At 51.9% G+C, this 25,753-nt stretch carries 23 protein-coding genes; 16 read left to right on the forward strand and 7 right to left on the reverse strand.

The window, feature by feature from the left end; all coding sequences use genetic code 11:
- Window positions 1-10: 10 nt before the first annotated feature.
- The 3 genes from BBD42_RS20270 (at window position 11) to BBD42_RS20280 (ending at window position 2,157) form a co-directional block, all read left to right on the forward strand.
- Window positions 11-313, forward strand: coding sequence for a hypothetical protein (locus BBD42_RS20270; RefSeq protein ID WP_056032761.1), 303 nt, complete (start codon window positions 11-13; stop codon window positions 311-313).
- Between the two features lie 44 nt (window positions 314-357).
- Window positions 358-582, forward strand: coding sequence for a YuzB family protein (locus tag BBD42_RS20275; RefSeq protein ID WP_056029575.1), 225 nt, complete (start codon window positions 358-360; stop codon window positions 580-582).
- Window positions 583-714: 132 nt separating this feature from the next.
- Window positions 715-2,157, forward strand: a complete 1,443-nt coding sequence (locus BBD42_RS20280; protein WP_099519648.1) for a S16 family serine protease — start codon at window positions 715-717, stop codon at window positions 2,155-2,157.
- 104 nt (window positions 2,158-2,261) lie between these two features.
- Here BBD42_RS20280 and BBD42_RS20285 read toward each other — a convergent pair whose 3' ends face one another.
- Together BBD42_RS20285 and BBD42_RS20290 are read right to left on the reverse strand one after the other, a co-directional pair.
- Window positions 2,262-4,343, reverse strand: a complete 2,082-nt coding sequence (locus tag BBD42_RS20285; RefSeq protein ID WP_099519649.1) for an LTA synthase family protein — start codon at window positions 4,341-4,343, stop codon at window positions 2,262-2,264.
- 65 nt (window positions 4,344-4,408) lie between these two features.
- Window positions 4,409-5,575: a THUMP domain-containing class I SAM-dependent RNA methyltransferase gene (locus BBD42_RS20290; protein WP_056029566.1), complete on the reverse strand. Its 1,167-nt coding sequence runs from the start codon at window positions 5,573-5,575 to the stop codon at window positions 4,409-4,411.
- A gap of 114 nt (window positions 5,576-5,689) precedes the next feature.
- Between BBD42_RS20290 and BBD42_RS20295 the strand changes: the two genes are divergently transcribed.
- A complete protein-coding gene (locus tag BBD42_RS20295; protein ID WP_099519650.1) occupies window positions 5,690-6,322 on the forward strand; it encodes an O-methyltransferase in 633 nt (210 codons plus the stop codon).
- A 534-nt stretch (window positions 6,323-6,856) separates the two neighbouring features.
- A complete protein-coding gene (gene abc-f, locus BBD42_RS20300; protein ID WP_099519651.1) occupies window positions 6,857-8,626 on the forward strand; it encodes a ribosomal protection-like ABC-F family protein in 1,770 nt (589 codons plus the stop codon).
- Between the two features lie 137 nt (window positions 8,627-8,763).
- Here abc-f and BBD42_RS20305 read toward each other — a convergent pair whose 3' ends face one another.
- The gene (locus tag BBD42_RS20305; RefSeq protein WP_099519652.1) at window positions 8,764-9,648 is read right to left on the reverse strand and encodes a LysR family transcriptional regulator; all 885 of its coding nucleotides are present in this window, start codon (window positions 9,646-9,648) and stop codon (window positions 8,764-8,766) included.
- A 98-nt stretch (window positions 9,649-9,746) separates the two neighbouring features.
- On the opposite strand from BBD42_RS20305, the gene BBD42_RS20310 reads away from it, so the two are divergent.
- Together BBD42_RS20310 and BBD42_RS20315 are read left to right on the forward strand one after the other, a co-directional pair.
- Window positions 9,747-10,646, forward strand: coding sequence for a DMT family transporter (locus tag BBD42_RS20310; RefSeq protein ID WP_481855888.1), 900 nt, complete (start codon window positions 9,747-9,749; stop codon window positions 10,644-10,646).
- Window positions 10,647-10,744: 98 nt separating this feature from the next.
- Window positions 10,745-11,527, forward strand: coding sequence for an MOSC domain-containing protein (locus BBD42_RS20315; protein ID WP_237163168.1), 783 nt, complete (start codon window positions 10,745-10,747; stop codon window positions 11,525-11,527).
- 203 nt (window positions 11,528-11,730) lie between these two features.
- On the opposite strand, the gene BBD42_RS20320 is transcribed toward BBD42_RS20315, so the two are convergent.
- The gene (locus BBD42_RS20320) at window positions 11,731-12,942 is read right to left on the reverse strand and encodes an MFS transporter (RefSeq protein WP_099519653.1); all 1,212 of its coding nucleotides are present in this window, start codon (window positions 12,940-12,942) and stop codon (window positions 11,731-11,733) included.
- A gap of 322 nt (window positions 12,943-13,264) precedes the next feature.
- Here BBD42_RS20320 and hemE point away from each other — a divergent pair, with 322 nt between their 5' ends.
- The 6 genes from hemE (at window position 13,265) to BBD42_RS20350 (ending at window position 19,957) form a co-directional block, all read left to right on the forward strand.
- The gene (gene hemE / locus BBD42_RS20325) at window positions 13,265-14,341 is read left to right on the forward strand and encodes a uroporphyrinogen decarboxylase (RefSeq protein ID WP_056029546.1); all 1,077 of its coding nucleotides are present in this window, start codon (window positions 13,265-13,267) and stop codon (window positions 14,339-14,341) included.
- Window positions 14,328-15,269 (forward strand): ferrochelatase, encoded by a 942-nt coding sequence (gene hemH / locus BBD42_RS20330; protein WP_099519654.1) that lies wholly within the window; start codon window positions 14,328-14,330, stop codon window positions 15,267-15,269. The genes hemE and hemH overlap by 14 nt, the downstream gene beginning before the upstream one ends.
- Window positions 15,270-15,294: 25 nt before the next feature.
- Window positions 15,295-16,779, forward strand: a complete 1,485-nt coding sequence (gene hemG, locus BBD42_RS20335; protein WP_099521714.1) for a protoporphyrinogen oxidase — start codon at window positions 15,295-15,297, stop codon at window positions 16,777-16,779.
- A gap of 102 nt (window positions 16,780-16,881) precedes the next feature.
- Window positions 16,882-18,267 carry a CapA family protein gene (locus BBD42_RS20340; protein WP_099519655.1) on the forward strand — a complete coding sequence of 462 codons (1,386 nt, stop codon included), beginning with the start codon at window positions 16,882-16,884 and terminating at the stop codon, window positions 18,265-18,267.
- Window positions 18,268-18,287: 20 nt separating this feature from the next.
- A complete protein-coding gene (locus BBD42_RS20345; RefSeq protein ID WP_099519656.1) occupies window positions 18,288-19,064 on the forward strand; it encodes a glycerophosphodiester phosphodiesterase in 777 nt (258 codons plus the stop codon).
- Window positions 19,058-19,957: a DUF92 domain-containing protein gene (locus tag BBD42_RS20350; protein ID WP_099519657.1), complete on the forward strand. Its 900-nt coding sequence runs from the start codon at window positions 19,058-19,060 to the stop codon at window positions 19,955-19,957. Before BBD42_RS20345 ends, BBD42_RS20350 begins: the two co-directional genes overlap by 7 nt.
- A 116-nt stretch (window positions 19,958-20,073) precedes the next feature.
- Here BBD42_RS20350 and pepF read toward each other — a convergent pair whose 3' ends face one another.
- The 3 genes from pepF to BBD42_RS20365 form a co-directional block, all read right to left on the reverse strand.
- Window positions 20,074-21,867 carry an oligoendopeptidase F gene (gene pepF, locus BBD42_RS20355; protein WP_172455571.1) on the reverse strand — a complete coding sequence of 598 codons (1,794 nt, stop codon included), beginning with the start codon at window positions 21,865-21,867 and terminating at the stop codon, window positions 20,074-20,076.
- A 306-nt stretch (window positions 21,868-22,173) separates the two neighbouring features.
- On the reverse strand, window positions 22,174-22,356 hold the full coding sequence (locus tag BBD42_RS20360) for a hypothetical protein (RefSeq protein ID WP_099519659.1): 183 nt from the start codon (window positions 22,354-22,356) through the stop codon (window positions 22,174-22,176).
- Window positions 22,357-22,434: 78 nt separating this feature from the next.
- The gene (locus BBD42_RS20365; protein WP_046229982.1) at window positions 22,435-22,668 is read right to left on the reverse strand and encodes a hypothetical protein; all 234 of its coding nucleotides are present in this window, start codon (window positions 22,666-22,668) and stop codon (window positions 22,435-22,437) included.
- Window positions 22,669-22,867: 199 nt separating this feature from the next.
- Between BBD42_RS20365 and BBD42_RS20370 the strand changes: the two genes are divergently transcribed.
- From BBD42_RS20370 to BBD42_RS20380, 3 genes are all read left to right on the forward strand, one after another.
- On the forward strand, window positions 22,868-23,569 hold the full coding sequence (locus tag BBD42_RS20370; protein WP_099519660.1) for a class I SAM-dependent methyltransferase: 702 nt from the start codon (window positions 22,868-22,870) through the stop codon (window positions 23,567-23,569).
- An 81-nt stretch (window positions 23,570-23,650) separates the two neighbouring features.
- Window positions 23,651-23,848: a cold shock domain-containing protein gene (locus BBD42_RS20375; RefSeq protein WP_046229980.1), complete on the forward strand. Its 198-nt coding sequence runs from the start codon at window positions 23,651-23,653 to the stop codon at window positions 23,846-23,848.
- 284 nt (window positions 23,849-24,132) lie between these two features.
- Entirely contained in the window at window positions 24,133-25,689 is a 1,557-nt protein-coding gene (locus BBD42_RS20380; RefSeq protein WP_150131576.1) for a hypothetical protein, read from the forward strand.
- Window positions 25,690-25,753: the final 64 nt, after the last annotated feature.

The following is a 25,753-nucleotide window of genomic DNA, read 5'->3' on the forward strand; positions in this document are numbered from 1 at the left end:
TTAAGTGATGATGACAGTCAAAATTTCGCGCAATGCGGCAAAAATATTGAAGCTTGAGCTGGACAAGCCTGAGAATGAAGGCAAGAAACTTCGCGTATATGTGACGCATTCGCACGGCGACCATGCGCACTATGGCATGGGCATCGATGATCCGACGGATAAGGATGTTGTCGTTTCCACAGATAAAGATATCGATGTTATTTTGGAGAAGGACAACAAATTTCTGGACGGCATTCGCATTGACTACTTCTATGTGCCGGAAGAAGGCTTTGCCATTACGAACCCTTCCCAAGGCAATCACGGCGACCACTAACAGGCCGTGAGACCGAAGACAATACGGAAGTAGGACTAACAATAATGGCAAATGATATAATGGTATGTGATAAATGCAGGTTTTATCAGGTTAAGACGCTGGTGCCAAAGCTGCAAAAGCTAGCGCCCGATGCGGAAATTCGGGTTGGCTGCAAATCCTATTGCGGGCCTTGCGCAAGGTCGCCATTTATTTTTATTAATGGACGTTATATAAAAGGCGCTACTGAAGATGAAGCCATTGAGAAGGCCAAACGTTACATTAAAGGATAGTCAACATATGGCAGCAGGGAAGAGACTCAACATCTGTTGGGTCTTTTTTTGCCAATAGAAGCGTGAGCGGGCATTGCCATTCTTTGAAGGCAGTGCCCGTTCATGCTTTCATATTTGAGGAGGTGAGTGAGCATGCGTCGTTTCCGCTATTATATCGCTGGATTGATTTTGGCCTTGCTGTACATTGTAGCTGCCGAGCTAATCTGGCTCCCCGCTCCGCTTAAGCTGGCCGCTTCTGGCCTGCTTTGGATTGATATGATTAACTGGCTGCTCTATGCGCTCGCTTTCATTCCTTTGCTCTGGCTGGTTGGCGGCTGCCGGGGCATTGTGGAGCGGGTGAATCGTAGCGGCGGTTTTGCTCGCGTTGCGACGATTCGTTTCGAGCGTCTGCTTGCAGTCGTTCAATATGGCATCGCTCTGCTCGGTGTGTCCGCTATCGGATGCATTGCTATTTTTCCGCAAAGGTTAGTACTGTCGCTGCCGCTCATCGGCGGCATGCTGCTGATTGTTTGTATTGAAATGGTTTGGAGCGAGCTGCTTGCGCGCCGCAGTATGGAGAAGCGGAGAGGCCGCTGGCCTAAAACCTTTATTTGGATGCTGGGCTCTGGGCTAGCCGCTGCTTTTGTACTGGTGTACCCGACAAATTATATCGTCACTTATCCGGGCCTTACGATGAACATGAACCGCTATGCCCATGTCGAAGGAGGAGCCGCTGGAGGCAGCATTAGCGGCGTGCTGGTGTTTGATCGGCCTGCAGTGCCTGCGGACTGGCTGTACAGCCTGGTGCTGCCGGAATATTCGTTTGAGCGCAAGCCTGAGAACGAGCCTTCCTTGTCAGAGTCCTATACACTCGTTTCGACGATGAAAACAGATGCGAACAGTGTGGCCGCTGCGATTGCCGAGGGCAAGGCGGGCATAGGAAATGGCGTAACAACGACAGGGGTCCGGATTATCGGCATGACGAAGGATTCCATAGCTCAGGGCGCGCTCGCTCCTGGCGATTTAATCGTCAGCTTGAATGGCAAGGGGGTGGCGAGTGTGACGGAACTGACCTCTATTATGGCAGATCCCGCCTTTGTTGTACCGGGAGAAGCGGTTCAAGTCGGTGTTCAAAGAGGGACGTTAGCAGAAAAATTAACGCTTGAGGTGAAGACAGCGGCGGCGGCTGCGACCGATCAATTGCCTGTGCGCGCCGTATTCGGCATTTCGGTGCAAAACGAACTGAAGCTGGATGCCCCAAGGCCTGTCAGCTATTATTCGTATATTGCCCATATCGGCGGGCCGTCCCATGGCGCCATGCTCACGCTGGCGCTTCTGGATCAGCTTACGCCAGGCGGGGTGACACATGGGCTGCAAGTTGCCGGCACCGGCACGATAGAGCCGGATGGCTCGGTGGGCCTCGTCGGCGGTGTGCCGCAGAAGGCCTATGCGGTGAGCCGGACCGATGCCGATGTTTTCTTCGTACCGGCAGAGCTTGAGCAGGAGGCGAAGAGCGCAGCGCCTGAGCTGCTTGTCGTGCCGGTAAGGACCATTGACGATATTTTGCTCTGGCTGCAAACCCACGGGAAGTCCTGACCGCAGGGTAAAAATAAACCGGGGGCTAGCTGCTTAAAGGCCAGCCCCATAAAAATGCCCCATGCATCGCCGCTTGTATTGCGGCCTGTCATGGGGCATTTGCTTTATTTTCGAGCGGCTACTTGGGTGCTGCCGGCACGAACGATGCTTTTATCATAAAGCTCGGGGATTAAATTATGGATGACCAGAAGGTCCGACATGGACAGCTCAGTTTGCGCGTCAGCCCTCAGGTTAAGGCATGGAGCCAGTTCGCCAGGTGATTGTTCCGCAACGTTCCAGCATGTGCCATGCTCGGCAAGCCCATCAGCGGAAGGGATATAATAAACGCCGCCATTCGTAAATGCGCCATTGCGCAGCACAACAAGCTTGCTGTTTTGCTGCGGCTGACGCATGCTTTCCGTAATAAGCGGCGTTCCAATCATTGCAAGCTCGCTTGACGATATTCCAAGCAAATGCAGCAGCGTTGGCGCGACATCAAGCTGACCGCTCGGCGAGGAATAGGTGCCTGCATAACGATCGTCCGGCAAATGGACGAGCAACGGCACCTGCTTAACGATTTGTTCCCGCTCCAGCTCATTTAACGGCTTGCCCAGAAACGTTTCAAACAAGCTCCAATCGCTGATCGAATTATCATGATCGCCATACATGGCAAATATCGTATGATCCCAAAGCCCTTCCTGCTGAAGCCGTTCAATAAGCTCGCCAAGCGCTTCATCCACGTAATGGATCGCTTGCAAATAATCGCCCATTATCGTGCCTTCTAGCTCGCCGAGCGAAAGCGTTTGTTCAGCTGCGGGAATTTGATAGGGATGATGGCTCGACAGCGTGATCAGAAAGGAATGAAACGGCTGCGGCTGCTCGGCAATTTGGTCAAGCGATTGGCGAAAAAAAGATTTATCTCCAAGCGACCAGCCGATCGGCTCGTCCAGCTCGTATTGTTTTTTGCTCACAAAAGCATCGTATTTCATATTCGCGTACATGGTATTGCGGTTCCAGAAGCTTCCTTCGTAGGCATGAAATACACTAGTGTAGTAGCCGTTATTATGCAGCATCTGCGGCAAGCATTGAAATTCATTCCCGGCATATTGAATAAATACCGAGCCGCTGGCGAGCGGCTGAAGCGAGCAATTGCTGGCAAAATCCGCGTCCGACGTTCGGCCCTGCGCAGTCTGGTGATAAAAGGAGCTGAAATAGGCGCTGCTCTTGACCAGCTTATTGATGTTCGGCGTTATTTCCTGGCCGTTGAACGACTTGCCAATCATGAAGTTTTGGAAAGCTTCTGCTTGTACCAAAATAATATTGCTGCCTTTATACGCGCCAAAGCTTAAGTCCCGCTCCAGCTTGGCGCGCGATTGCCCGGATTGCTCCGTCCAGGCGAGCACCTGTGATGTCGTCTCGGCAGAGACGGCTTCTGCATTCAGCCAATGCAGCGCTGCATAGCGATACAGATCATAGCCGTGAAAGCCTAGTGCGCCTGTCACATTATAAAGCGATAAATTCCACCAATTGCTTTCGAATAATCCTTTTGCCCATGTGCGCTTGGCATCGTTAATGCCGCCAAAGGTTACCATTAATCCGATGGTCAGCAGGGCGAGGCTTAACAATAAACGCGGTGCTTTTGCTCGCCAATGCGGCTGCTTGCTGCGCTGGGGTAAAGCGGCCACAGCGTTTGTGGCAGCTGGCATAGCAACAGACACGGCTGCTGGTTTGGCAGTGCGCCGCTTCCATGCCAGCAGACCGGCATAACCAAGCAGCAGCGGGATATCGGCCAGCAATACAAAATCTTTCACTTCCAGCAGCGTAGCAATGCTGCCTCCAAGCGCCTCCACCTGCCCGGCCTGCAGCAGAACGGGCACGGAAATCAAATCCTCGAAGTAGCGATAATAAATTAAATCGGCATACAAAATAGCCGAGAACAGGGCATTCATTGCGAATAACGCAATGAATCTGCCCCGCAGCGGCAGCAGCAGCGTCCAGAAGCTGCAAAGCGCAAGGGTGCCGATGGCGATTTTGACATCATAGACGTTCATTTTCATATTGGGCACAGCTATAAATAAATCAAAGGCATACAGCTTAAGCAGCAGCACTCCGAAAAAAAGCAGCAGTTCCGCGCCATAGGGACGCCGTCCCCAGCGGGCTGCTGCTTGCAAGCTGTTGGCTAGAGCCTTGTATCTTTTTTGTTGCATGAATTGAAAGTCCCTCTCTTAGAGTCCCTTTCCTCTCCCAAAAAGCGATTCTATTTCTCTATTTATTATTTTTCTGATGATTGGGATTTGCGGTTTGCATATAGGCCGCCTGGTCCGAAAAACTGGTAATAGTTGCATTCAATCCGCCCGTTGAACAGCTTGCGTTTCTTGTCGGCAGGACGGCCCATATAATGCTCGATAGCAGCAACAGGCGTAAAAGCGAAAAATGACCAGGTCGGCAAATGGAGCGCCGACATGCCGAACTGGCGCAGCGCCGCTTCCGCCTCGCGATCATCGCCGAGTCGCTCCCCGTATGGCGGGTTGGTCACGATGACGCCGTATTCGCCCTCGGGCTTAATTTTCGCAGCTGGCATGACGCTCAGCTTAATGTCTTTGCCGAAGCCGGCTTTCTTAATATTGGCTGTCGCGATTTCGATGGCGCCGGGGTCAATATCCGATCCGGCAATTTGCAGCGCCACATCATCCTTCACCGCATCAAAGGCTTCTTCACGCGCCGTTTCCCACAGCTGGTCCGGCACTAGCGGCCAGCCCTCGCTGTTGAAGGAGCGGCGCAGCCCTGGAGCGACGTTCCACGCCAGCATAGCGGCCTCAATCAGAATGGTGCCCGACCCGCAGAACGGGTCATAGAGCGGGCGCTCCGGCTGCCAGCGGCTAATTTGCAGCAGCGCAGCTGCCATCGTCTCGCGCAGCGGCGCTTCTGTCGCCACATTGCGATAGCCGCGCTTATGCAGGCCAGCGCCTGTCGTATCAAGTGTCAGCTGCGCGCGATCATTAAGCAGCGTAACTTCGATGACGTAGCGGCCTTCATTTTCCGGAAACCACTCGGTTGCGTAGCGCTCTTTCATTTTTTCTACGACTGCCTTCTTCACGACGCTCTGGCAGGCAGGGACGCTGGACAGCTGCGACTTATGGGAACGTCCGTCCACCGGAAATTCGCCATCTCCGGGAATCCAATCAGGCCAGTTCAGCGCCTTCGTGCCTTCGAACAGCTCCTCGAAGGTGGTCGCCTGAAATTCGCCCATCTTGACCAGAATCCGTCCTGCCGAGCGCAGCCATAAGTTGGTGCGGCAAATATCGATCGGTTCAGCCGGGAAAGTAATGCGTCCATTTTCTACTGTCAAGTCGGTATAGCCAAGCTCCTTGAGCTCGCGTGCGACAATCGCCTCAAGGCCCATCGGCGTCGTTGCGATCAATTCAATTTTCGTTGTCATTCGTGTCACTCTCTCCTTCGTATGTAAAGCGCAGTTGAATCCTCACGGTCAAAATCATACAATCAAGTATAGTAAACGCAGCTTGTTTTGACAAATGAAAGGATGAGTAAAAAAATGTCGATCGAAAATGAACAATATGCAGACAGCTTATATAAGGAAGATTTGGACCTGATCCGTGTGCGCGAAACCCTTGCTGCAAACGGGATGCCGGACATTTCTGTCGCTGATGGCTACGGCCGGCTGCTGACGATGCTGGTCGCCATGTCAGGGGCGAAGCAGCTGCTCGAAGTTGGGGCGCTTGGCGGCTACAGCGGTATTTGCCTGCTGCGGGGAGCGGGAGAAGGCGGGCGGCTGACGTCGCTTGAGCTCAAAGCGGAATACGCGGAGGTCGCGCGCGGCAATGTGGAGGCAGCGGGCTACGGACAGGCCGTCACGTTCAAAATCGGCGATGGCAAAGCGAGCATGGAGCAGCTAAAAGCAGAAGGTCGGCAGTTTGATTTTTTCTTTATCGATGCGGATAAGGAAGGTTATCCCGTCTATTTGGAATATGCGCTCGCCTTAGCGACGCCAGGAGCCGTTATCGTAGGCGACAATGTGTTTTTGCGTGGGCGGACTATGAATATGGCCAGAGTTGGCCCGGCTATTCAAGCCGTGAGGGCGTTTAATGAGCGAATTGCAAATGACGAGCGGCTGCTTAGCACAGTGCTGCCCGGCTATGATGGACTAGCCATAGCTATTGTAAAATAGCGGGGCAGGGCGATGGAAGCCCTGTCTGTTGAACGCTGCTGCAACTGCCTGCGCCCGCCTGCTGTTGTTCCCAAGAAGGAACGCAGGGAGTGGAACGAAGATTGACGCTTGCAAGCTAATTATTTTATAATGATGGGGAATTAAAATCAGCGCCCCGCGAGAGAGGGAACGGTGTCCGAGGATCATGAGAAAATAACCTATTCGTTCAGAAGCTTATAAATGACAACTTATGATGGATCAAAAGTTCATTTTCTGAAGATAGGATTATTGCGCCCATTTCCGGACATTCCTTGTACGTTTCGCTCGCGTTTTTAAAAATATAAGCTTTTATAAGTTCTACACTTATAATGGGCTTATATTTCACCCTCGAAACGGCAGCATTGCCGCCAGAGGACGGTGACAGCCGTTTCTCCTTGACGCGCTTGTTTGCTGCTATACCTGAACAGGGATAGCTGCATGCTTTTTCGGAAATGGCTATAATTGGCGAATAATCCTCTTCAGATCGACACTTATTCGAGCTGTGGAGGTTTTTTTATGGGAAAATTAGAGGTTAAGCATATAGAAATAGCCGTACAGGATCGATTGTTAGGCAGGCTGGATGGTGTATGGGAGCTGGGAGCTCGCGATCGCGTCGGCATTATTGGCGTTAATGGAGCGGGCAAATCGACGCTGCTGGCTGTGCTGGCGGGCAGGCTGGAGCCGGATAAAGGCACAGTGACCCGCAGCGGCTCTTCTGCCGAGCTGCGTCAGGCAGCGGGCTATCGGGGCGAGGCAGCGGCAGATGATCAAGCAGGGCAGCAGCTCTCGGGTGTGCTCAGCGGCGAGCATGAGCTGCAAGAGGGAGCTATTCTCCGCTCCCGCCACAGCGAAGGAGAGAACACCAGCCGCTGGCAGGCGCTGGATGCGGGGGAAGCGAAAGCATTTGGCAGCGGAGGCGAGAAGACGAGGACGGCGATAGCTGAGCTGTTCGCAAGCGGAGCGGAAATATTGTTTGCGGATGAGCCGACGAGCCATTTGGATGCGGCAGGCATTCGCCAGCTGGAAGAGGCCTTCACCGCGTATCCGGGAGCCGTCATCTTCGTTTCCCATGACCGCGAGCTGCTGGACCATGTATGTACCTCGATCATCGAGCTGGAGGATGGAGAAATCCTTATTTTCAAAGGCAATTATTCGGCTTACAAGCGGGAAAAGGAAGCGAAGCGGGCCCGCGCCGCTTTTGAATATGAGCAGTATGCCAAGGAGAGAAGCCGTCTGCTGGATTCGCTCGCCAAAGTGCGCCAGTCGGCGCAGGGCATCAGCCACAAGCCGAAGCGAATGAGCTATAAGGAGGCGAATCTTGGGCTTGAAGGGATGCGCAGCTCGCAAGCGAAGCTGAACAAGGCGGCGGATGCGCTGGAAAGCCGCTTGGAGCGGCTGGAGGTGAAGCGGAGGCCGGCAGAGCTGGAAATGCCTTTATTCAATGCGCAGGCGCATGAGCCTTGCCGCAGCAAGCATCTGCTGCGGCTGGAGCAGCTGGAGGCAGGGCTATCAGAGGACCGCTGGCTGTTCCGCGAGCTGTCCGTTCAAATAAAGCCAGGCATGCGCATCGCGCTTGTAGGCGGCAATGGGGCGGGCAAAACGACGCTGCTTCAAAGCATTTACGAGCAAGCGGAAGGGGTTTCAGCCGCACCGTCTTGCCGAATGGGCTATTTTCGCCAAAATTTATCGCTGCTGGATGAATCCAAAAACGTTTTGCAAAACGTGCTGGCATCAGCCGTCTATCCCGATGCGCATGTGCGGACCGTGTTGGCGAGAACCTTGTTCAAGGGCGAGGATGTGTTTAAGCAGGTGGCGCTGCTCAGCGGCGGCGAACGGGTGAAGGCGGCGCTTGCGAAACTGCTGCTGGGGCGGCATAATACGCTGCTGCTCGATGAACCTTCCAATTATTTGGACATTTACGCCCGCGAGCAGCTGGAAGAGACGCTTCGAGCTTACCCCGGCACGATTATATTTGCATCGCATGATCGGCGCTTGGTTAGCGGGGCGGCGACACATATCCTGCAACTGCTCGGTGACGGGGAATGGCGCTTTAGCGAGAACGAAGCGCCTGACTATGGCTGCGCAGCTGCCGGCAACCCGGCAGCTGCAGGAACATGGGCAGCGCAAGCGAGCGTGGAGCGGGAGGAGCTTCGGCTGAAGCTGGAGCAAGAGTTCGCCGAGACGTTGGCGCGGCTGTCGCTGCCGCAGCGTTCAGCCGAGGAGAAGGCAGCGCTGGAGTTGAAATTCAGCGAGCTGGCCGCTAAGCGCAAGGCGCTGAAGCTTTAAAGTGCGGCTAATCGTGCAGGAGCAAGTGCAAGTCGAGCAAGCTTTATTTTTCATGGCGGAAACGTCTTGAAAAATAAAGCTTTTTTACTGCGGCGTACCCGCGAAACGAGCATCGCCTTCAAAATCGGCAGCGCGATCTACACGCGCCGTGCCGCTGGGGCGAACAGCTCAAGCGCCGTCTCTATAAACAGCTTAACCGCAAGCGACGCTTCCTCAAGCGACGGCACGGCAAGCCGAATTTCCCGGTAGCCTTCGGGTGAAAGTTCGAGCTTAATCACATTTGGCGGCAGCGATTGCATCGCTAGCTCTGACAAAATGGACATGCCGAGTCCTTCCTGTACCATGCTGAGCAGCGTATTGACATTTTTAATGATGAATTTAATTTCCAGCTCCGTTTCGGCACGCTGAAACAGCTCCACTATAGGCGTCTCATAGCCTGATTTGCAGTTAATGAGCGGATTGCCGCTAATATCCTTAACCGAAATTACTTCATTGCCGGCCAAAGGATGATCGTCCCGCATAACGGCATACATCCGCTCCTTATACAAAGGGATCGTTTCAAACGCTTCGTCAGGCGGAATGATGAGAGCCACATCAATGATGCGTGTATGGAGCCATTCCTTCACCTCGTCAATCGTGCCTTCATGCAGCTCGAATTCGAGATGAGGATATTTGTAGGCGATGGCCCGCATGATTTTGGGCAAGAAATAAGCGGAAGCAACCGGGAAGGCGCCAACGCGAATCGTTCCGATCTCCAGCCCTTTTTCACGGGAAATTTCCTGCTCAATCCGCTCATAGGATTTCAAAATTTCCCGAAACATCGTCAGCAGCCGCCTGCCGATATCCGTTAGCAGGACGCCATTTCGACGATCGCGTATGAGCAGCACGACGCCAAGCTCCGTTTCAAGCGTAGATATAGCCCGGCTCACGGCGGGCTGCGTCATATTCAGCTCAAGTCCCGCTTTCGTGAAGCTGCCGGTTTCGGCAATTTTAATGAATATCGTTAGCTGCGAGTTTGTCATAACTAAAGTGTTATGCCCCCTATGATAAACATTTATTTTATTTATGTTGCAAACTATTGTATCATTCGGTAAAACGACCACACAAGGAGCTGTTCAAGGTGCCTGGTATTTCCCGATCAGCGGCAACGATGTATTTAATATTTCTCGTGTTTATATGGGGCATCAATTGGCCGCTTACGAAATATGCGCTGGACTTTTCTCCGCCTTTATTATTTGCGGGCATTCGAACGCTCATCGGCGGCATTTTGCTCGTAGGCTTTGCCATTTGGAAGCGGGGGCCGCTGCGGCTTAAGCAGAATTGGCCTATTTATCTTATTGCTTCCATGCTGAACATCATTATGTATTACAGCTTTCAGACGATAGGGCTCCAATATATGCCGGCAGGACTGTTCACGGCGATTGTCTTTTTACAGCCTGTGCTGCTCGGTGTGTTTGCATGGCTATGGCTGGGAGAGGCGATGTACCCGCTGAAAATTATCGGCCTTCTGCTGGGCTTCGCCGGTGTTGCGGCAATAACGACGGGAGGCATTTCCGGCCATGTTTCCGTATGGGGCTTGCTGCTTGCGATTGTTTCGGCCATAAGCTGGGCAGGAGGCACGATATACACGAAAAAAATGGCGGCGCGAGTCGATTCCCTATGGATGACCGCGATGCAGGTGGCCATTGGCGGTGTCGTTATTTTGGGCACAGGGTCGATGACCGAAAGCTGGTCCGATATTGTATGGAATATGCCGTTCATATTCGATACGCTGTTCATCTCTATTTTTGTCATCGCGGTCGGCTGGCTAATTTATTTCAAACTCATCCGCAATGGCGATTCAGCGAAGGTCGGCTCGTTCATGTTTCTGATCCCGCTTATTGCGATCGTGTTCAGCGTGTTATTTTTAAAGGAGCATGTCACAATCAATTTGGTGGTGGGCCTCGCACTTGTCGCATCCAGCATAATCGTTGTCAATCGAAAGCCTGGCCGCTTGAAGAAAGAGCTTCCTGTGCTATGATAGCTAATAGAATCGTTTAAGTGTAGACGGGCGTTGCCGCATTATGGGGCAGCGCCTGTTTCGCGCATTTATTTTGCAGGAGACGGGAGAAGTGGGCATTGGCAGAAAAACCGGCAGTCGAACGAGTAAAAACACGGGTTGGCACGCTTAAGGAAATGAACCGTTACCCCATTAAATCGTTTGCGGGCGAGCGGCTGTCATCCAGCAGGCTGGAAACTTATGGACTGTATGGCGACCGCAGCCATGCCTTTATAGATGAAACGAAGGAAGGCTGGGACAGCTTTATTACAGCGCGGCAAATTCCGGCGATGCTTGGCTACAAGGCGAAGCTCCAAGATGATGCTGGTTTTGAAAAGGGTACGGCAGCGGCATCCGGTTTTCCCGAAGTAACGGTTACGTCGCCTGACAATCGCGAGCTCGCCTGGAACGAGCAGCTGCTCGCCGAAATACAGTCGCATACCCGCACGACCCTTTCCATGCGGCGTTATGCGCCGGAAACGCCGGATTTGCTGGGCGCGGATGCCAGCAGCGTACTTATTGTGACCGATGCGCTGCTGGGCAAGCTTGAGGCGATGTGGGGCAAGCCGCTCGATGCGCGGCGGTTCCGGGCGAACATGATTGTGGCGCTTGCGGGCGATGCGCCGGATGAAGGCAGCTGGATCGGCAAGCGGCTCCAGCTTGGCAGCGCGGAGCTGCACGTAGACGGGCATTGCGAGCGCTGCTCCATGATAACGCTGGACCCTGACACGCTGGAGCGGGATATGTCGCTGCTCAAAAAAGTCAACCAGGAGCTTCATTTGTGTTTTGGCTTGTATGCCTCGGTTACGAAGGCGGGGCATGTCCGGGCAGGCGACGAATTATTTCTGCTGACGGATGCTTGAGTGGATTGCAAGATAAGCCCAATAGGCAGGATAGCCGAATAGGTAATGATTGACCTGCGGAATGTGTACGTGACAACAGGAGTGCATAACTGAAAAAGCAGCCTTGGCGTAAACGCCAAGGCTGCTTTTGTCTCCTTTTTTCTGTGTGGAATCCTTTACAGTTATGTGAGTAGAGGATCGGCAGGTACATAAGCCTGCATGATTTAGCTTTGCGAAGCCTGCCGTTTGCCCCGCAGCAGCGAGCGATGCACCCAAAGCGCATTCAGCAGCATCATGACCGCTGACATAATGAACAGTCCCCGGATGCCGATCCAGCCGGATAGCGCGCCGCCTGTAATCGGGCCGACCATATTGCCGAGGCCGAGCGTGCTGCTGTTAAAGCTGTAGGCACGGGATTCCATACCGTCCGGCGTATATTTGCGAATGAGCGAATTGACCGTCGGCACAAGTCCGCCGAGAAAAATGCCCAGCGCAAACCGGGAAATGAGCAGCTGCGGCACACTGTCGGCGAGCGCCTGCGGGATAAAGGTCAGTCCCGCGCCAATCAGCGAATAGCCGAGAATGCGCTCTGAGCCGATGCGATCGCTGAGCTTTCCGAGCACAGGCGACGCAATGAGATTGGAGATGCCAGCCGCAGAGCCGACGAAGCCTGCCCAAAAAGCCAAATTGGCTGTCGGGCCATGCAGGCTTTGGACATGCAGCGGCAGCAGCGTCATCGAGCTCATCATCGCGAATTGAATGAGGAAGGTGACCGCATACAGTGCCGTCAGTTCATGAATGCCCCGCAGCCGCTTAAAGCCTTCGATGACGGAAATTTGCACTTTCGCTGCTGCCTTCTGCAAGTCGAACGTCTCCTTCACGACGAACAACGCCAGCATGGAGGCAGCGAACAATAGGGAGCCTGTCAAATAAAAAATCGGACGGTAGCCGACAGCGTCAGCCAGCAGCCCGCCGATAAAAGGGCCTAATATCGTTCCGGCAATGCCGCCCGATTGGAGCGTTCCCATCGCATAGCCCATACGATCCTTGGGCGTGCTGGCAGAAATCAGCGCCACAGCCGCGGGATTAAAGCCGGAAATCGTTCCGTTCAGCATGCGCAGCAGCAGCAGATGCCATGGCGTCGTCGCAAAGCCCATCAGCACAATGACAATCGCCATGCCGATGCCAGAGCGGAGCAGCATTAGCTTGCGTCCGTAGCGATCGGCGTATTTTCCCCAAATCGGCTGGAAAATAAATTGCGTGACAAAGTTGCCGGCGAAAATAACACCAGCCCATACAGCAATTTGATGCGGGTCGGTTAAGCCCAGCTCAAACTGCAAATAAAACGACATAAAAGGAATGATCATGGTCATTCCAGCCATTACGAGAAATTGTCCGAACCAGAGTACGATGAGATTTTTTTTCCACTGTTCCATGTTTTTTAGTATAGCACAAGCTGCCCGCCAGACAGAAATACGTAGAACATTTTGTCAAGGTGAAACGGCTGTCGCCGTCTTTTGGCGGCGCGGCGCGTTTCAGTCCGAGAAATATAAGCCTGTTAATAAATGTGAAACTTATTAATGCTTATATTTCAGAAAAGCACGAAATTCGTCTTGAATCAGGTTATAATGAAGAGAATGCCTAAAGAGAGTGTCATAACATTGTCATAGGAAGTCAGGTACTAGCGGTTGTTAGCCCCTGCAAAAACGGGCATAATGGAGTTAATAGAAAATTTTATAGAAAAGAGGAACGGCGAACATGAGCTATAATGACCGTTTCATTCGGGCCTGCCGCAAAGAACAGCTGGATCAGGTGCCCGTATGGTATATGCGCCAAGCTGGAAGATACGATCCTGAATATCGAAAAATAAAAGAGAAATATTCGCTGCTCGAAATTTGCAAGCAGCCGGAGCTGGCTGCTGAAGTGACGATGATGCCGGTGCGCAAGCTCGGCGTGGATGCGGCTATTTTATATTCGGATATTATGAATCCGGTTGCTTCAATCGGCATTGATTTTGATATTGTGGCGAACGTGGGTCCCGTAATCGATAACCCGATTCGCTGCGCGGCGGATGTAGACCGGCTGAAGCCAATCGATGTAGAAGGCGATCTCGGCCATGTGCTGGAAACGATCCGTATTTTAGATCGGGAGCTTGATGTTCCGCTTATTACATTTGCAGGAGCGCCGTTTACGATTGCCAGCTATTTGATTGAAGGCAGGCCGTCCAAAAACTACTTGCGCACAAAGGCAATGATGTACGGCGAGCCGGAAGTATGGCACAAGCTGATGGACAAGCTGGGCGATATGGTTATCGCTTATTTGCGTGCGCATATCGAGAATGGCGGGAAGGCTTTCCAATTGTTTGATAGCTGGGTCGGGGCGCTGGCGCCAGCCGATTTCCGCAAGTTTGTGCTGCCGACGATCGAGCGGATATTCAGCGAGCTGTCGGATTTGCCGCAGCCGAAAATTTATTTCCCAGGCGTAAGCTCAGGAGAGCTGCTGCCAGAGCTGCACAAGGTGCAAGCTGATGTAATCGGTCTTGATTGGAGAGTATCGATTCCCGAAGGACGCCGCCGTTTGAATCACGGCTTCGCGGTTCAGGGCAATCTCGATCCTGTCCTGCTGACTGCTCCAATGAGCGTACTTGAATCGTATGCAGCGGAAATTATTGAGCAGGGACTGGAAGAGCCAGGATTTATTTTTAATTTGGGACACGGATTATTTCCTGAGGCATCGCTCGAGAAGCTTCAAGAGCTAACGGCTTACATACATTCATATTCGAAAAAATACATTGCAGCGCGTGAAGGGAAGGAAACGAGCCATGTCGGAAGCTGAAAACAGCAAAATCGGAGTTCTCGTTATGTCATATGGAACGCCGGAAAGCCTTGATGATGTAGAAGCGTATTATACGCATATTCGCCGTGGCCACCCTCCAACGCCGGAGCAATTAACGGATTTGTATGGCAGATATGAGGCGATTGTCGGCGGCGTATTCCCGCTTCGTGAAAATACGAACGGACAGGTAGCCGGCCTTCAGGATAAGCTGGAGCAGCTTGCCCCAGGCCGTTATGCTTGTTATCAGGGGCTTAAGCATGCCCGTCCTTATATCGAAGATGGCGTAGAGGAAATGGCTCGCGACGGGATTAAGCAGGCAGTAGGCATCGTACTGGCTCCGCATTATTCGACGATGAGCGTCGGCAGCTACATCAAGCGTGCGCAGGAGAAGGCGAGCGAGCTGGGCGTGGAGATGACGTTTGTCAAGCAATACCATCTGCATCCAAAGCTGCTGCAGGCGTTGACGGAACGGGTAACGGATGGGCTTGCGCGGCTAAGCGCCTCATCGGGCGGAGAGACGAATGTAAAGGTGCTATTCAGCGCGCACAGCTTGCCGGAGAAAATTCGCGAGCTTGGCGATCCTTACGAGGAGCAGCTGCTGGAGACGTCGAGAGCAGTTGCGAAGCAGGCTGGCATTGCGGATGATGGATGGCAGTTTACTTGGCAAAGCGCAGGCCGGACGAGAGATCCTTGGCTGGGCCCGGACATTTTGGAGACGCTTGCCGAGCTTTCGGAGCAAGAGGTAAAGGCTGTATTGGCCGCGCCAATCGGCTTTGTGTCGGATCATCTTGAGGTGCTGTTCGACCTCGATATCGAAGCGAAGACGACAGCGAAAAATATGGGCATCACCCTTGAACGAATTAAAATGTTAAATCGTGACCCGCTCTATATGGAGACGCTGGCGGAGTCTGTAATAGAAGCAACGTAGAGGTTGGTAAGAAAGGATGAATGAGATGCGGAGAATCGGAGAAGCTGATCGAATTGTCATTATTGGCGGGGGGATCAGCGGGCTGAGCTCCGCTTTTTATTTGCAGCGGGAAGCGGAGCGGCAGCGTAAAGAGATTCATATTACGCTTGTCGATAGCGCCGAGGTACTGGGCGGCAAAATCAATACGCTGCAACGTGACGGTTTCGTCATCGAACGCGGCCCGGATTCTTTCCTTAGCCGCAAGCTGGCGATTATTGAGCTGGCTAAAGAGCTAGGGATAGAGTCCGAGCTGACGGGAACGAATCCGAAGGGCAAGCAATCCTATATTTTGTTTAAAAATAAGCTTCATGCGATGCCGCAGGGACTCGTGCTCGGCATTCCGACGGAAATTATGCCATTCGCCAAGACAGGCTTGCTCTCTTGGGGCGGCAAGCTGCGGGCGCTGCTTGATTTCATCAAGCCAGCTCGTACTGCAGCTGGCGACGAATCGCTGGGAGGCTTCCTTGGCCGGCGGCTGGGATCGCAGGTTGTGCAGCGTATTGCAGAGCCGCTGCTGGCGGGCATTTATGCTGGCGACCTTAACAAGCTGAGCATTCAAGCGACGTTCCCGCAGTTCGCAGCTGCTGAGCGCAAGCATGGCAGCTTAATACGGGGAATGCGGAGCAACAAAAAGCTGGCGAAGGCTCCTGATATGAGCCTGCTGCCAGAAGGAGCTAGAAGCAGCGTGTTTCTTACCTTTAAGGGCGGGCTGTCTACTTTGGTAAATGCGCTGGACGAAGCTTTGCCAAGCATGGAGCGCAAATTGGGCCAGGCGGTTATTGGAATTCATGATAGCGCTGCGGGGGTTGAAGCAGCAGGTTTCGCTGGCATGGCGGACGGGGAACAGTCGGGGTCCCGCTACACCGTCGAGCTGGCAAACGGGGAACGGTTGCCAGCCGACAAAGTGATTATGACTGCGCCTGCGTTTCAGGCAGCGGAGCTGCTGGAGCCGCTGGTCGATTGTGCGGAGCTGCGGGCGGTCGATTATGTTTCGGTCGCAAACGTCGTCATGGCTTTTGATAAAGCGAGCCTTGGTGTAACCTTCAAAGGTTCGGGGTTCGTTATTCCGCGTTCGGAGGGCTTAAGGATTACAGCATGCACATGGACCTCGACGAAATGGCTGCATACGAGTCCGGGAGACAAAGTGCTGCTTCGCTGTTATGTAGGGCGGGCTGGCGATCAGATAACGCCGTTTTTGCCGGATGACCAGCTGATGGCCGCTGTAAGAGAAGATGTAAAAAAGACGATGAATATTACAGCAGATCCTTTATTTACGGAAATTACACGGCTGCCGCGCTCTATGCCGCAATATCCGGTGGGCCATCTGGACCAGACGAAGCGCCTGCGTGAAAGAATGGCACAGCAAGTGCCGGGCATTCATATTACAGGAGCGGCTTTCGACGGCGTAGGTTTGCCGGACTGTATTAGACAAGGCAAGGAGATTGCATCAGCAGCGCTTTCCTCTTCCTAGATGCAGAGAGAATGAAGCAGCTTTCCTTCTAGTTATTTCGCATATTTATAACAAGCTTGCTATAATAGACAGGAAACTTTATTCATAAAGGAGCATCCTGTCATGAATAGATCTAGAACAGAATCGCGACAGCAGCAAAAAGCCAGGCGAAAAAGAAGATTAAGACGCCTCATCATTTTCAACGGATTTATGCTTGGACTTATCGCAGTCGTTATTGGCTTATGGCTTAATACGCAAAATTGGTTTGATGCTGCGTCCTTATTTAATGGGGAAAATAAACCTCAGGCAGCCGATGCCGCTTCCGCAGGTAACGCTGGTGGTCAGGAGCCGCAAAACGCGGAAACGGGCGCAGGCAGTTCGCCTTCTCCATCTGTAGAAGCGGCAGCAACGAATGATCCTGTTCCTACAGCCGATGAGACTAACGGTGGAGGCGAGGCAGCGGCAACGCCAGCCAAGCAGCCTGAGGAGGAAGGCCATGAAGCAGTCGATGGAACAGGCGGCGATGAAGGTTCCGGGCAGCAGCCATCGATTGAAGCTGGCGACGAGGATACGGTGAAGCTGAGCTTCGTTGGCGATATTTTGCTGGCGGCTTCGGTCGGCGACATGATGAAGCTGAATGGATACGACTATCCATATAAGCAATCGCTGCTTTATTTAAGCGAGCCGGATATTATGGCAGCCAATTTGGAGTATCCCGTGACGGATAGCGGTGTACCGGCAGTAGACAAGACGTATGTGTTCAAAGGTTCTCCAGATGCGCTTCCTGCTTTTCGGGATGCCGGCTTTGATGTTGTCAGCCTGGCGAACAACCATACGCTGGATCAAGGCGTCGAAGGCTTATTAAATACGATGAAGCATCTCGATGAGACAGGAATTTCCCATATGGGTGCCGGCAAAAATGATACGGATGCGTTTGCGCCTGTCATTAAAGAGGTGCGCGGCATTAAAGTAGCGTACATTGGGCTGAGCAGAGTCGTGCCGGAAGTATCTTGGAAAGCAGACAAAAATGTTGCTGGCGTAGCAGAAACCTACGATACGACGAGAGCGAAGGCGGCGATTAAGAAAGCGAAGGAGCAGGCCGATCTGGTCGTCGTGATGGTTCACTGGGGAGAAGAGCGCAAAGATACGCCGCTGCAATACCAGCGGGATTTTGCACGCGAATACATAGATTCGGGAGCCGATCTTATTATTGGCAGCCATCCGCATGTGCTGCAAGGTTTTGAGACGTATAAAGGCAAGTGGATTGCATACAGTTTAGGGAACTTTATTTTTAGCGCTTACCCGAAGGGACCGACTGCAGAGACAGGTGTGCTGGATGCGATTTGTACGAAAAAAGGGGACTGCGACCTGAAGTTTTACCCGATGTCCTCGGACAAAGCGCAGCCAGTGCTCATGGATTCGGAAAATGCGGCAGCGCTGCTAACGCGCCTGACGAGCCTGTCCTTTGGCGTGAAGCTCCGTGAGGATGGCGCTCTCGTCTCTAAATAAAGAGCAGCGAGGAGGAGCGCATGGCAGAGCCAAGAAATGTATGCGTAGCCCACCGCGGGTGGTCAGGGCGTGCGCCTGAGAACACCCTTGCAGCGGTGAAGCTGGCGATGGAAGAGCCTGATGTTTTTTGGATTGAAATTGATGTGCAGCTATCGAAGGATCATATTCCGGTCGTTATTCATGATTATAAGATGAGGCGTACAACGAATGGCAAAGGCGATGTCCGCAACTGGACGGCTGCCGAGCTTGGCGCGCTTGATGCGGGCAGCTGGTTTTCGCCCTTGTTCAAAAATGAGGGAGTACCGACGCTTGATCAAGTGCTGGCACTAACAGCCGGGCGCTGCAATGTGAACATTGAGCTCAAGACGAATGGCATTCGTTATCCTGCGCTTGAGGAGGAAGTGCTTGCAAGCGTACACCGATTCGGCGTGGAAAATGAAGTGGTGCTGACCTCTTTCTACGCCGGAGCGCTGAATAAGCTGTTCAAGCTGACGGAAGGGCGTATTCGTACCGGCTTGATTATTGACGGCTGGCGCCAGACGCTGCCTTTGGAGCTGAGCCAGACGGGCTCCACCTTGCTTTCAATTGATTATTCGAGGCTGAATAAGGAGCGGGTGAAGCTGCTTAAGGAAGCGGGTATTCAGGTGATGGCCTGGACGATAAACGAGGAACGGGCTATTCGCAAAATCGCGGAGCTGGACCGGGAGCTGATGATTTGCACGAATTTCCCGAATCGCTGGCGCCAGGCAATGGCAGGACTGAGAGATGAAGCAGGAGAGGAGCGAGAGAAATGGTAGGCTGGATCGATGAATGGTGGCTCAGGCTGCTTGGCGGCCTTGTTGGAAGCGGCTTAATTGCGTTCGTCGCCTATCGTTTCCGCTCTCTTTCGCTATCGGGCGCTTTATCGGCAATGGCAATGGGAACAGGCTTTGTGACATGGGGCGAACCAGTATGGTTCGCCTGTCTTATTGCGTTTTTTGTTACCTCAACCCTATGGTCGAAATGGAAAAAGCACTCCCGGGCGAAAGCGAAGGCGGAAGCGGGATATGAAAAAACAGGACGTCGCGACGCTGGACAAGTGTGGGCGAATGGCGGAGTAGGCCTGCTGCTGTGCTTCGGCCATGCGCTGTTTCCAGCATCCGGCGATGGCTGGCTGCTCGCCTATATTGGAGTCATGGCGGCTGTAAATGCCGACACATGGGCGACGGAGATCGGTGCGCTGAGCAAGCGTCCACCGCGTTCGGTGACGAGCGGCAAAGTCGTCGCTCCCGGCACGAGCGGCGCTGTGACGCGGCTCGGCTCACTCGCGGCGCTCGCTGGTGCTGCCTGCATCGGCGTCGTAGCCGCCATCATGCTGGCATGGTTTCATCCAGCGTCTGCCGCCGATCTGCAGGCTGGGAGCGCGGGTTTTGCAGGCGGCAGCCTCAGCCTAGCCTCAGCTGTAGCGCTTATTGCGGCGGCGGCCATAGCTGGCTTTGCCGGATGCTTTGCCGACTCTTGGCTCGGCGCCACCTGGCAGGCGATGTACCGCTGCACAAGCTGCGGCAGCGAGACGGAGCGCCGCACGCACTGCGGCGTTAAGACCGAGCGGACACGCGGGTTTGATTTTATGAACAATGACCGGGTTAATATGCTGTCATCCTTGCTTGCAGGTTTAGTTGGCTTAACACTGGGCCTCTGGTGGCTTTAGATGCAAAATAAAATAACACCTTCTCTCCTGAATACGGGAGTGGAAGGTGTTATTTTTGATTTTAGCGGTTATCCCCTTAGCTCAGAAAACAAGGCAGGCAAAGAGGAGATGCAAATTTATTTTTTAGTTAGCTCTTCCATTTGGCCGATGAGGCTTTCGAACACGCTCATCGCTTGCTCAATCGGCTCTGGCGAGGACATGTCGACGCCAGCTTTTTTCAAAATATTGATTGAGAAGTCGCTGCCGCCGCTCTTCAGGAAGCCGAGATAACGCTCGACTGCTGGCGCGCCTTCCTCCAAAATTTGCTTGGAGAAGCTCGTTGCGGCCGAGAAGCCAGTCGCATATTTATACACATAGAAGCTATTATAGAAATGGGGAATACGTGCCCATTCCATCGCAATGTCTTCATCTACAGCCATATCGTCGCCATAATACAGCACATTGAGGTCGTAGTAAATTTTGCTCAAATCCTGCGGTGTCAGCGATTCGCCTTGCTCGCTTCTTTCGTGAATGATTTTCTCGAATTCGGCAAACATCGTTTGACGGAACACCGTCGTCCGGAATTGATCTGCATAGTAGGTGAGCAGGTACATTTTTTCCTTCGGATCGGTTGACTTGTCAAGCAAGTAGTCCATCAACAGCGCTTCATTCAGCGTGGAAGCCACTTCTGCGAGGAAAATCGTATATTGCGCATCGCGGTAGTTCTGGGTCGTATCGGAATAATACGAATGCAGGGCGTGGCCCATTTCATGCGTCAGCGTAAACATGCTGTTCAAGTTGTCCTTGTGATTGAGCAGCACATAAGGATGCGTGCCGAACGCTCCCCAGCTGTAAGCGCCGCTGCGCTTGCCTTCATTTTCATACACATCAATCCAGCCATCGTCAAAGCCATGCTGCAGCACGTTCAAATAATCGTCGCCAAGCGGCTTCAAGCTTTCTTTGACTGTTTTTTTCGCGTCCTCATACGTAATGTTCATATCGAATTCCTCTACAAGGGGAGCGAACAGATCATACATATGAAGCTTATCGACGCCGAGCAGCTTTTTGCGCAGGTTCATATAGCGATGCATCAGCGGCAAATGCTTGTGAATCGTGTCAACCAGGTTCGTGTATACCGTCTCAGGAATGTTATCTCCATAGAGCGACATGGCGAGAACGGAATCGTGCTTGCGGGCACGGGAGTAAAAAATATTTTTCGTTACATTGGCATTCAGCGTGGCCCCGATTGTGTTTTTGAGCTTTCCGTATGTATCGTACATCGCTTGGAAAGCTTCTTTGCGCACGTCGCGGTTTTTGCTCTCAAGGAACTGGATGTAACGGCCCTGCGTCAGTTCAACCTCTTCGCCTTTCTCGTCCTTCACTTTCGGGAACTTCAAATCAGCATTGTTAAGCAAGCTGAAAATCGTGCCGGGAGCCGAGCTCATATTGCCTACTTGCGCAAGCAGCGCCTCTTCATTTTTCGAAAGAACATGGGCTTTCTGGCGGCGCATTTCTTCAAGTGTATGACGGAACGTGGCCAGCTCCGGATTTGCGATCAATTGATCCAGCGCCTCGTCGCTTAAGGAAAGCACCTCTGGCGTAATGAAAGAGAGGGCTTCGCCAGTTTCCACGCTCAGCTTCTTGGATTTATCGGACAAGGCTTGATAGGTCGGCTCTGCCGTATCCTCATGATGCTTCATATTGGCATATACGTATAGACGCTCCACATGCAGCGACAATTCATCCTCCTGCTCGAAGCAGGCTTTCAGCTTGGATGGGTCTGCTAATGTGCCTTGAAAAGCGCTGATTTTGCCAATCAAGCTTTTGGCAGCGGCAAACTCCTTATCCCAAGCAGCTTGATCTGCAAACAGGTCTTCGAGCTTCCAACGGGCTTCTACTTTCGTTTCGGAACGCTTAGGTACGTGATTCATCGAATTCCTCCTTGGTATAATGGTAGATGAAGTAGCATGTGGTGCAGTTTTGGAATAGGCGGGCTGAATCATTCCCTCAGCGCCACTAATTCCGGCTGTCAGGCTTAGTGAAACAAGGACGGGTAGCCATTTCATAGTTGCGTTCGCCTCCGGGCATAAATTTGTACCTAGTATGTACCGGAGGCTGCCTTGTTATGTTGAAATACAAGAACTTTCTACACTCATAGATGTGGCAAGCGGCTACTCTTGTATTTGATGCGTTGGCGGCTGCTCCTTGATGTATGGCTTGTCAGCTGCCGCCAGCGCTTATGAGCTTCCCATCTGAAACAGGCTGAATACAATGAGGAAAAACGAGAATGCAATTAAAACAATAGAAGCAAGTGCCAGCCCGCGGCGCAAATTGGGAGCGAGAGTATCGCGTTTTGCAAGGACTATCCATCCTAGTGCAAAGGATGCGACAATAAAGATGATATTCGTCATTAAATCCATCTCGAAACGTACACCCCCTGTAGCCGCAAGCACAACATGGCCTCGTTAGTTTTCGCTGTTAAGGTTGAGTTTTCCTGCTTATACTTCCTTGAAAGCACGGATGATGTTCTCCCGCTCTTCCTCGCGGCCAACATACTGGTCAGCACGGAAGCGATTTTCGGCCCAATGCATCATTTCTGGACGGCTTACGAACGTGAAGCATTCTTCGCCCCATTGATCGGAAATATCTCGTACGACGAGGGTTTTTCCCTGTACTTCTACCGTCAGCATATTGTACTTGTCGGTTTTGAATATCTCGTATTTCTTGAACATGTTGTAGGTCACCTTACCTTTCGTTACGGCTTACACCGTATTCTTACTATTTTAGCTATCTAGGGGGTGGAAAGCAATAAGGGACGGTGTTATAATATCAGCTATAATGCGGGAAAGAAGCATTTATGAGGCGAAGCTTCTATAGAGATAGAAGTGTAATCGCGAGAAGAGTGTAGCTGAGACGAGGAGAGTTGAGAAGATGAAGCAATTGAAGTATGAGCAGGTAGGCGTTGCTATTACCTGCCGGGGTTTTGATGAGTATGTACACATGTTCGGACTGAAAGAAGACGATTTGGGCGCGGGGCCTCTGCTGGACATTGCTGCCGGAGGCGCTTCTTTTACCGCTGAGGCGTGTGCCCGAGGGTATGATGCCCATGCTGTTGATCCGCGTTATGCCGGAGATGTGGAGTCGTGGATTGCACAATCTGCAGATGAAATTGAAGTTTCCACAAGCAAGCTGATCGCTTTGCGGGAGGCATTCGACTGGAGCTATTATAAAGACCCTGCGAATCATCGCGCGGGACGGGAGCGTTCGCTTGAGCTGTTTGCAAGCCATTTGCGATCCCTTGACGGGCAAGCCCGTTATCGTTTTGGGCAGCTGCCGGAGCTTCCTTTTGAACAAGGGACCTTCTCGCTTGTGTTATGCAGCCATTTTTTGTTTTTGTATGCGGAGCAGTTTGATTTCAATTTCCATAAGCAGGCTGTTTTGGAAATGATGCGACTGTGCAAGCCGGGCGGACAGGTGCGGATTTACCCGCTGTTGTCGCTAAGCTGGAATGCTTACCCGCACATGGATGAGCTGCTAAAGGCTGTCGCAGAGCGGGGCGGACAGGCGGAGCTAATGCCGGCGAAACTTCCTTTTATTCCTGGATCAGATTTATTTTTGAAAATTAGGGTTTAATTGCATTTTCCAGTTTAAGACTGTATAATATAGGGTATACGCTGATTAAACAGCGGTTTATTTTTTTAGGAGGTTGTTCATTTGAAAGGAACAGTTAAATGGTTTAACGCAGAGAAAGGCTATGGCTTTATCTCGGTTGAAGGCGGCGAGGATGTATTCGTTCATTTCTCCGCTATCCAAAGCGAAGGCTTCAAATCGCTTGACGAAGGCCAAGAGGTAGAGTTCGACATCACTGAAGGCAATCGCGGTGCACAAGCGGCTAACGTCGTTAAATTATAAGATTCGAAGTTTCTTATAATACTTGATTGCAGCATGTACAGGAGCTTCCGGTTCATCCGGAGGCTCCTTTTCGCATTTTAACAGGCCTTTAGGACAATGGGCAGCAGCTGGTGCTGCATAATAGTTTGAAAAGGGCAGAAAAAGAGCGGAAAAGGAGAGAAAAAGGAGAACCTTGGCGCGGGAAATACGTAAAAATAATAGCAGGAAAAGGCTCATTTTAAATGGCCTTGCAGCAAAATTAAGCAAAAAGAACCGTGTTTTTCAACTATTTTTAAAGGAGGAGAATGATGAAGGAAGCCGGTGCCGTGTTTCAGAGGCTTAGCTTTAGTGACATTAAGCTGAAATTGCCTCGCGAGAGCTGGTATTACTTGCGCAATGAACAAAATGATGGCGAACTTGAAGCAGAGAACGTTTGGTATTATAAAGGGGATTTGCGGCTTAGCGAGCTACTGCTCGACTTGGATGCCATGCTCATTCTCGTTGAAGGAAATTTGATTGTGGATCGCTATATTGGCAATACAGATACAGACGGGGCTACCGGCTTGATCGTTCTTGGCGATATGCGCGCCAGCCACATGGTTGTTGGCGGGCAGGAGATCCATATCGCTGGCGATTTGCAGGTGGAAAAAATGTTTTGGGGAGATTATAATCACGGCGATCTCATCGTTGAGGGCCATATGCAGGCGGAGCTGATGATGACGAGCGATCAATATAGAGTACGCATTCAGGGGACATCGGCCTTTGAACGATACATAGTAGATTGGGACGACTTCGGTGTATGGCAGGGCTTCGACATGACCGAGCTTTTTGTTCCGGAAATTATTTTAGATGAGGATGAAGAGCCGTCCGTCTGGCGAGAGGAAATGCTGCGTCTTCTGGAAGAAGGCAAGCCTATCCTATATGAAGATCGAATCAAGCCGATTCGTGAACAACCGCATATTCCTTTTTTATTTGCAGATACACAGCTCCGTCCGCATTATATGCAGCAGGTAACTGCGGATTCACTTTGCTTCCTAGGCGAGCCTGAAGCTGTTAGCTCAAGCTATGAGTTTTGGCTGGGCGATCAGTTTTTTCGTGCAACTGTGTATGGCAATGAAGCGGATTCGGGACATTTTCGAAGCGTTTATTTTCAGGATGGCGAGGAGTACGGGGCTTTGCTGAAAATAGAACCAGTTGCTGCGCAATCAGGCTCTGCAGCTCATTCAGGCCCTATGCAATGGCAGTTATCGGGCAAATATCGCAAAGTCTCGGACGAGCTTGTAGATTGGTCGGTTATCAATGATGATTCACCCGCCGCTATCCAGCAGCTTTGCCAGCAAAATTGGGTTTATTTGCTGCAAGCTGTATCAACCTATGAATATGCCCGTCATCTCATTGATCCGCAGCATATACGCGAGATATTGGCTCTCCCGCTTGTTGAGCCTTATAACGATTATTATGATGAAGAGCGCAACGGGCTATGGATCGGCGATATATATTTCTCATTTCGGCAAGAGGGAGAACTTTGCAAGGATGTCCCGCGATTGGCTTTGTTGCGCATGGCCAGAGACTATACCGATGAACAGGGCGAGGCCAAGGTCGAATATTGCTCATACCGTTTACAGAGGCATATGGACGGCTCTGAATGTGTTTCGGTTCAGTATTCAGAAGATGAAGATGATGACGATTATACGATGGTCAATTACGAAGGCGGAGCTAAATTGCTGAATGCGGTCAAATTTTTTGAAAAAGGCCGAAAGCTGATTACACGTTACAACCAAGATATGCTGGAAGGAACGAAACCTTTTTGTGGCGAAGATTTTGCGATGGAATATTGGAGGGAGAAAGGCTATATTTCTTAATGATAGGAAGTATAGGGACGTTAATTCGCCATGCGCTTTTCGCATTTTAGACTTTGACCGGATT

This window comes from Paenibacillus sp. BIHB 4019, assembly GCF_002741035.1.
Lineage (GTDB): Bacteria > Bacillota > Bacilli > Paenibacillales > Paenibacillaceae > Pristimantibacillus.

What these genes read in the sequence shown, in the direction of transcription:
- BBD42_RS20370 (WP_099519660.1), top strand. Translation starts at nt 22,868, where the DNA reads ATGAAGCAATTGAAGTATGAGCAGGTAGGCGTTGCTATTACCTGCCGG.
- hemE (WP_056029546.1), top strand. Translation starts at nt 13,265, where the DNA reads ATGAGCTATAATGACCGTTTCATTCGGGCCTGCCGCAAAGAACAGCTG.
- abc-f (WP_099519651.1), top strand. Translation starts at nt 6,857, where the DNA reads ATGGGAAAATTAGAGGTTAAGCATATAGAAATAGCCGTACAGGATCGA.
- BBD42_RS20360 (WP_099519659.1), bottom strand. Translation starts at nt 22,356, where the DNA reads ATGGATTTAATGACGAATATCATCTTTATTGTCGCATCCTTTGCACTA.
- pepF (WP_172455571.1), bottom strand. Translation starts at nt 21,867, where the DNA reads ATGAATCACGTACCTAAGCGTTCCGAAACGAAAGTAGAAGCCCGTTGG.
- BBD42_RS20270 (WP_056032761.1), top strand. Translation starts at nt 11, where the DNA reads ATGACAGTCAAAATTTCGCGCAATGCGGCAAAAATATTGAAGCTTGAG.
- BBD42_RS20340 (WP_099519655.1), top strand. Translation starts at nt 16,882, where the DNA reads ATGAATAGATCTAGAACAGAATCGCGACAGCAGCAAAAAGCCAGGCGA.
- BBD42_RS20275 (WP_056029575.1), top strand. Translation starts at nt 358, where the DNA reads ATGGCAAATGATATAATGGTATGTGATAAATGCAGGTTTTATCAGGTT.
- BBD42_RS20380 (WP_150131576.1), top strand. Translation starts at nt 24,133, where the DNA reads ATGATGAAGGAAGCCGGTGCCGTGTTTCAGAGGCTTAGCTTTAGTGAC.
- BBD42_RS20295 (WP_099519650.1), top strand. Translation starts at nt 5,690, where the DNA reads ATGTCGATCGAAAATGAACAATATGCAGACAGCTTATATAAGGAAGAT.
- BBD42_RS20290 (WP_056029566.1), bottom strand. Translation starts at nt 5,575, where the DNA reads ATGACAACGAAAATTGAATTGATCGCAACGACGCCGATGGGCCTTGAG.
- BBD42_RS20280 (WP_099519648.1), top strand. Translation starts at nt 715, where the DNA reads ATGCGTCGTTTCCGCTATTATATCGCTGGATTGATTTTGGCCTTGCTG.
- hemH (WP_099519654.1), top strand. Translation starts at nt 14,328, where the DNA reads ATGTCGGAAGCTGAAAACAGCAAAATCGGAGTTCTCGTTATGTCATAT.
- BBD42_RS20320 (WP_099519653.1), bottom strand. Translation starts at nt 12,942, where the DNA reads ATGGAACAGTGGAAAAAAAATCTCATCGTACTCTGGTTCGGACAATTT.
- BBD42_RS20365 (WP_046229982.1), bottom strand. Translation starts at nt 22,668, where the DNA reads ATGTTCAAGAAATACGAGATATTCAAAACCGACAAGTACAATATGCTG.
- BBD42_RS20345 (WP_099519656.1), top strand. Translation starts at nt 18,288, where the DNA reads ATGGCAGAGCCAAGAAATGTATGCGTAGCCCACCGCGGGTGGTCAGGG.
- BBD42_RS20350 (WP_099519657.1), top strand. Translation starts at nt 19,058, where the DNA reads ATGGTAGGCTGGATCGATGAATGGTGGCTCAGGCTGCTTGGCGGCCTT.
- BBD42_RS20285 (WP_099519649.1), bottom strand. Translation starts at nt 4,343, where the DNA reads ATGCAACAAAAAAGATACAAGGCTCTAGCCAACAGCTTGCAAGCAGCA.
- BBD42_RS20305 (WP_099519652.1), bottom strand. Translation starts at nt 9,648, where the DNA reads ATGACAAACTCGCAGCTAACGATATTCATTAAAATTGCCGAAACCGGC.
- hemG (WP_099521714.1), top strand. Translation starts at nt 15,295, where the DNA reads ATGCGGAGAATCGGAGAAGCTGATCGAATTGTCATTATTGGCGGGGGG.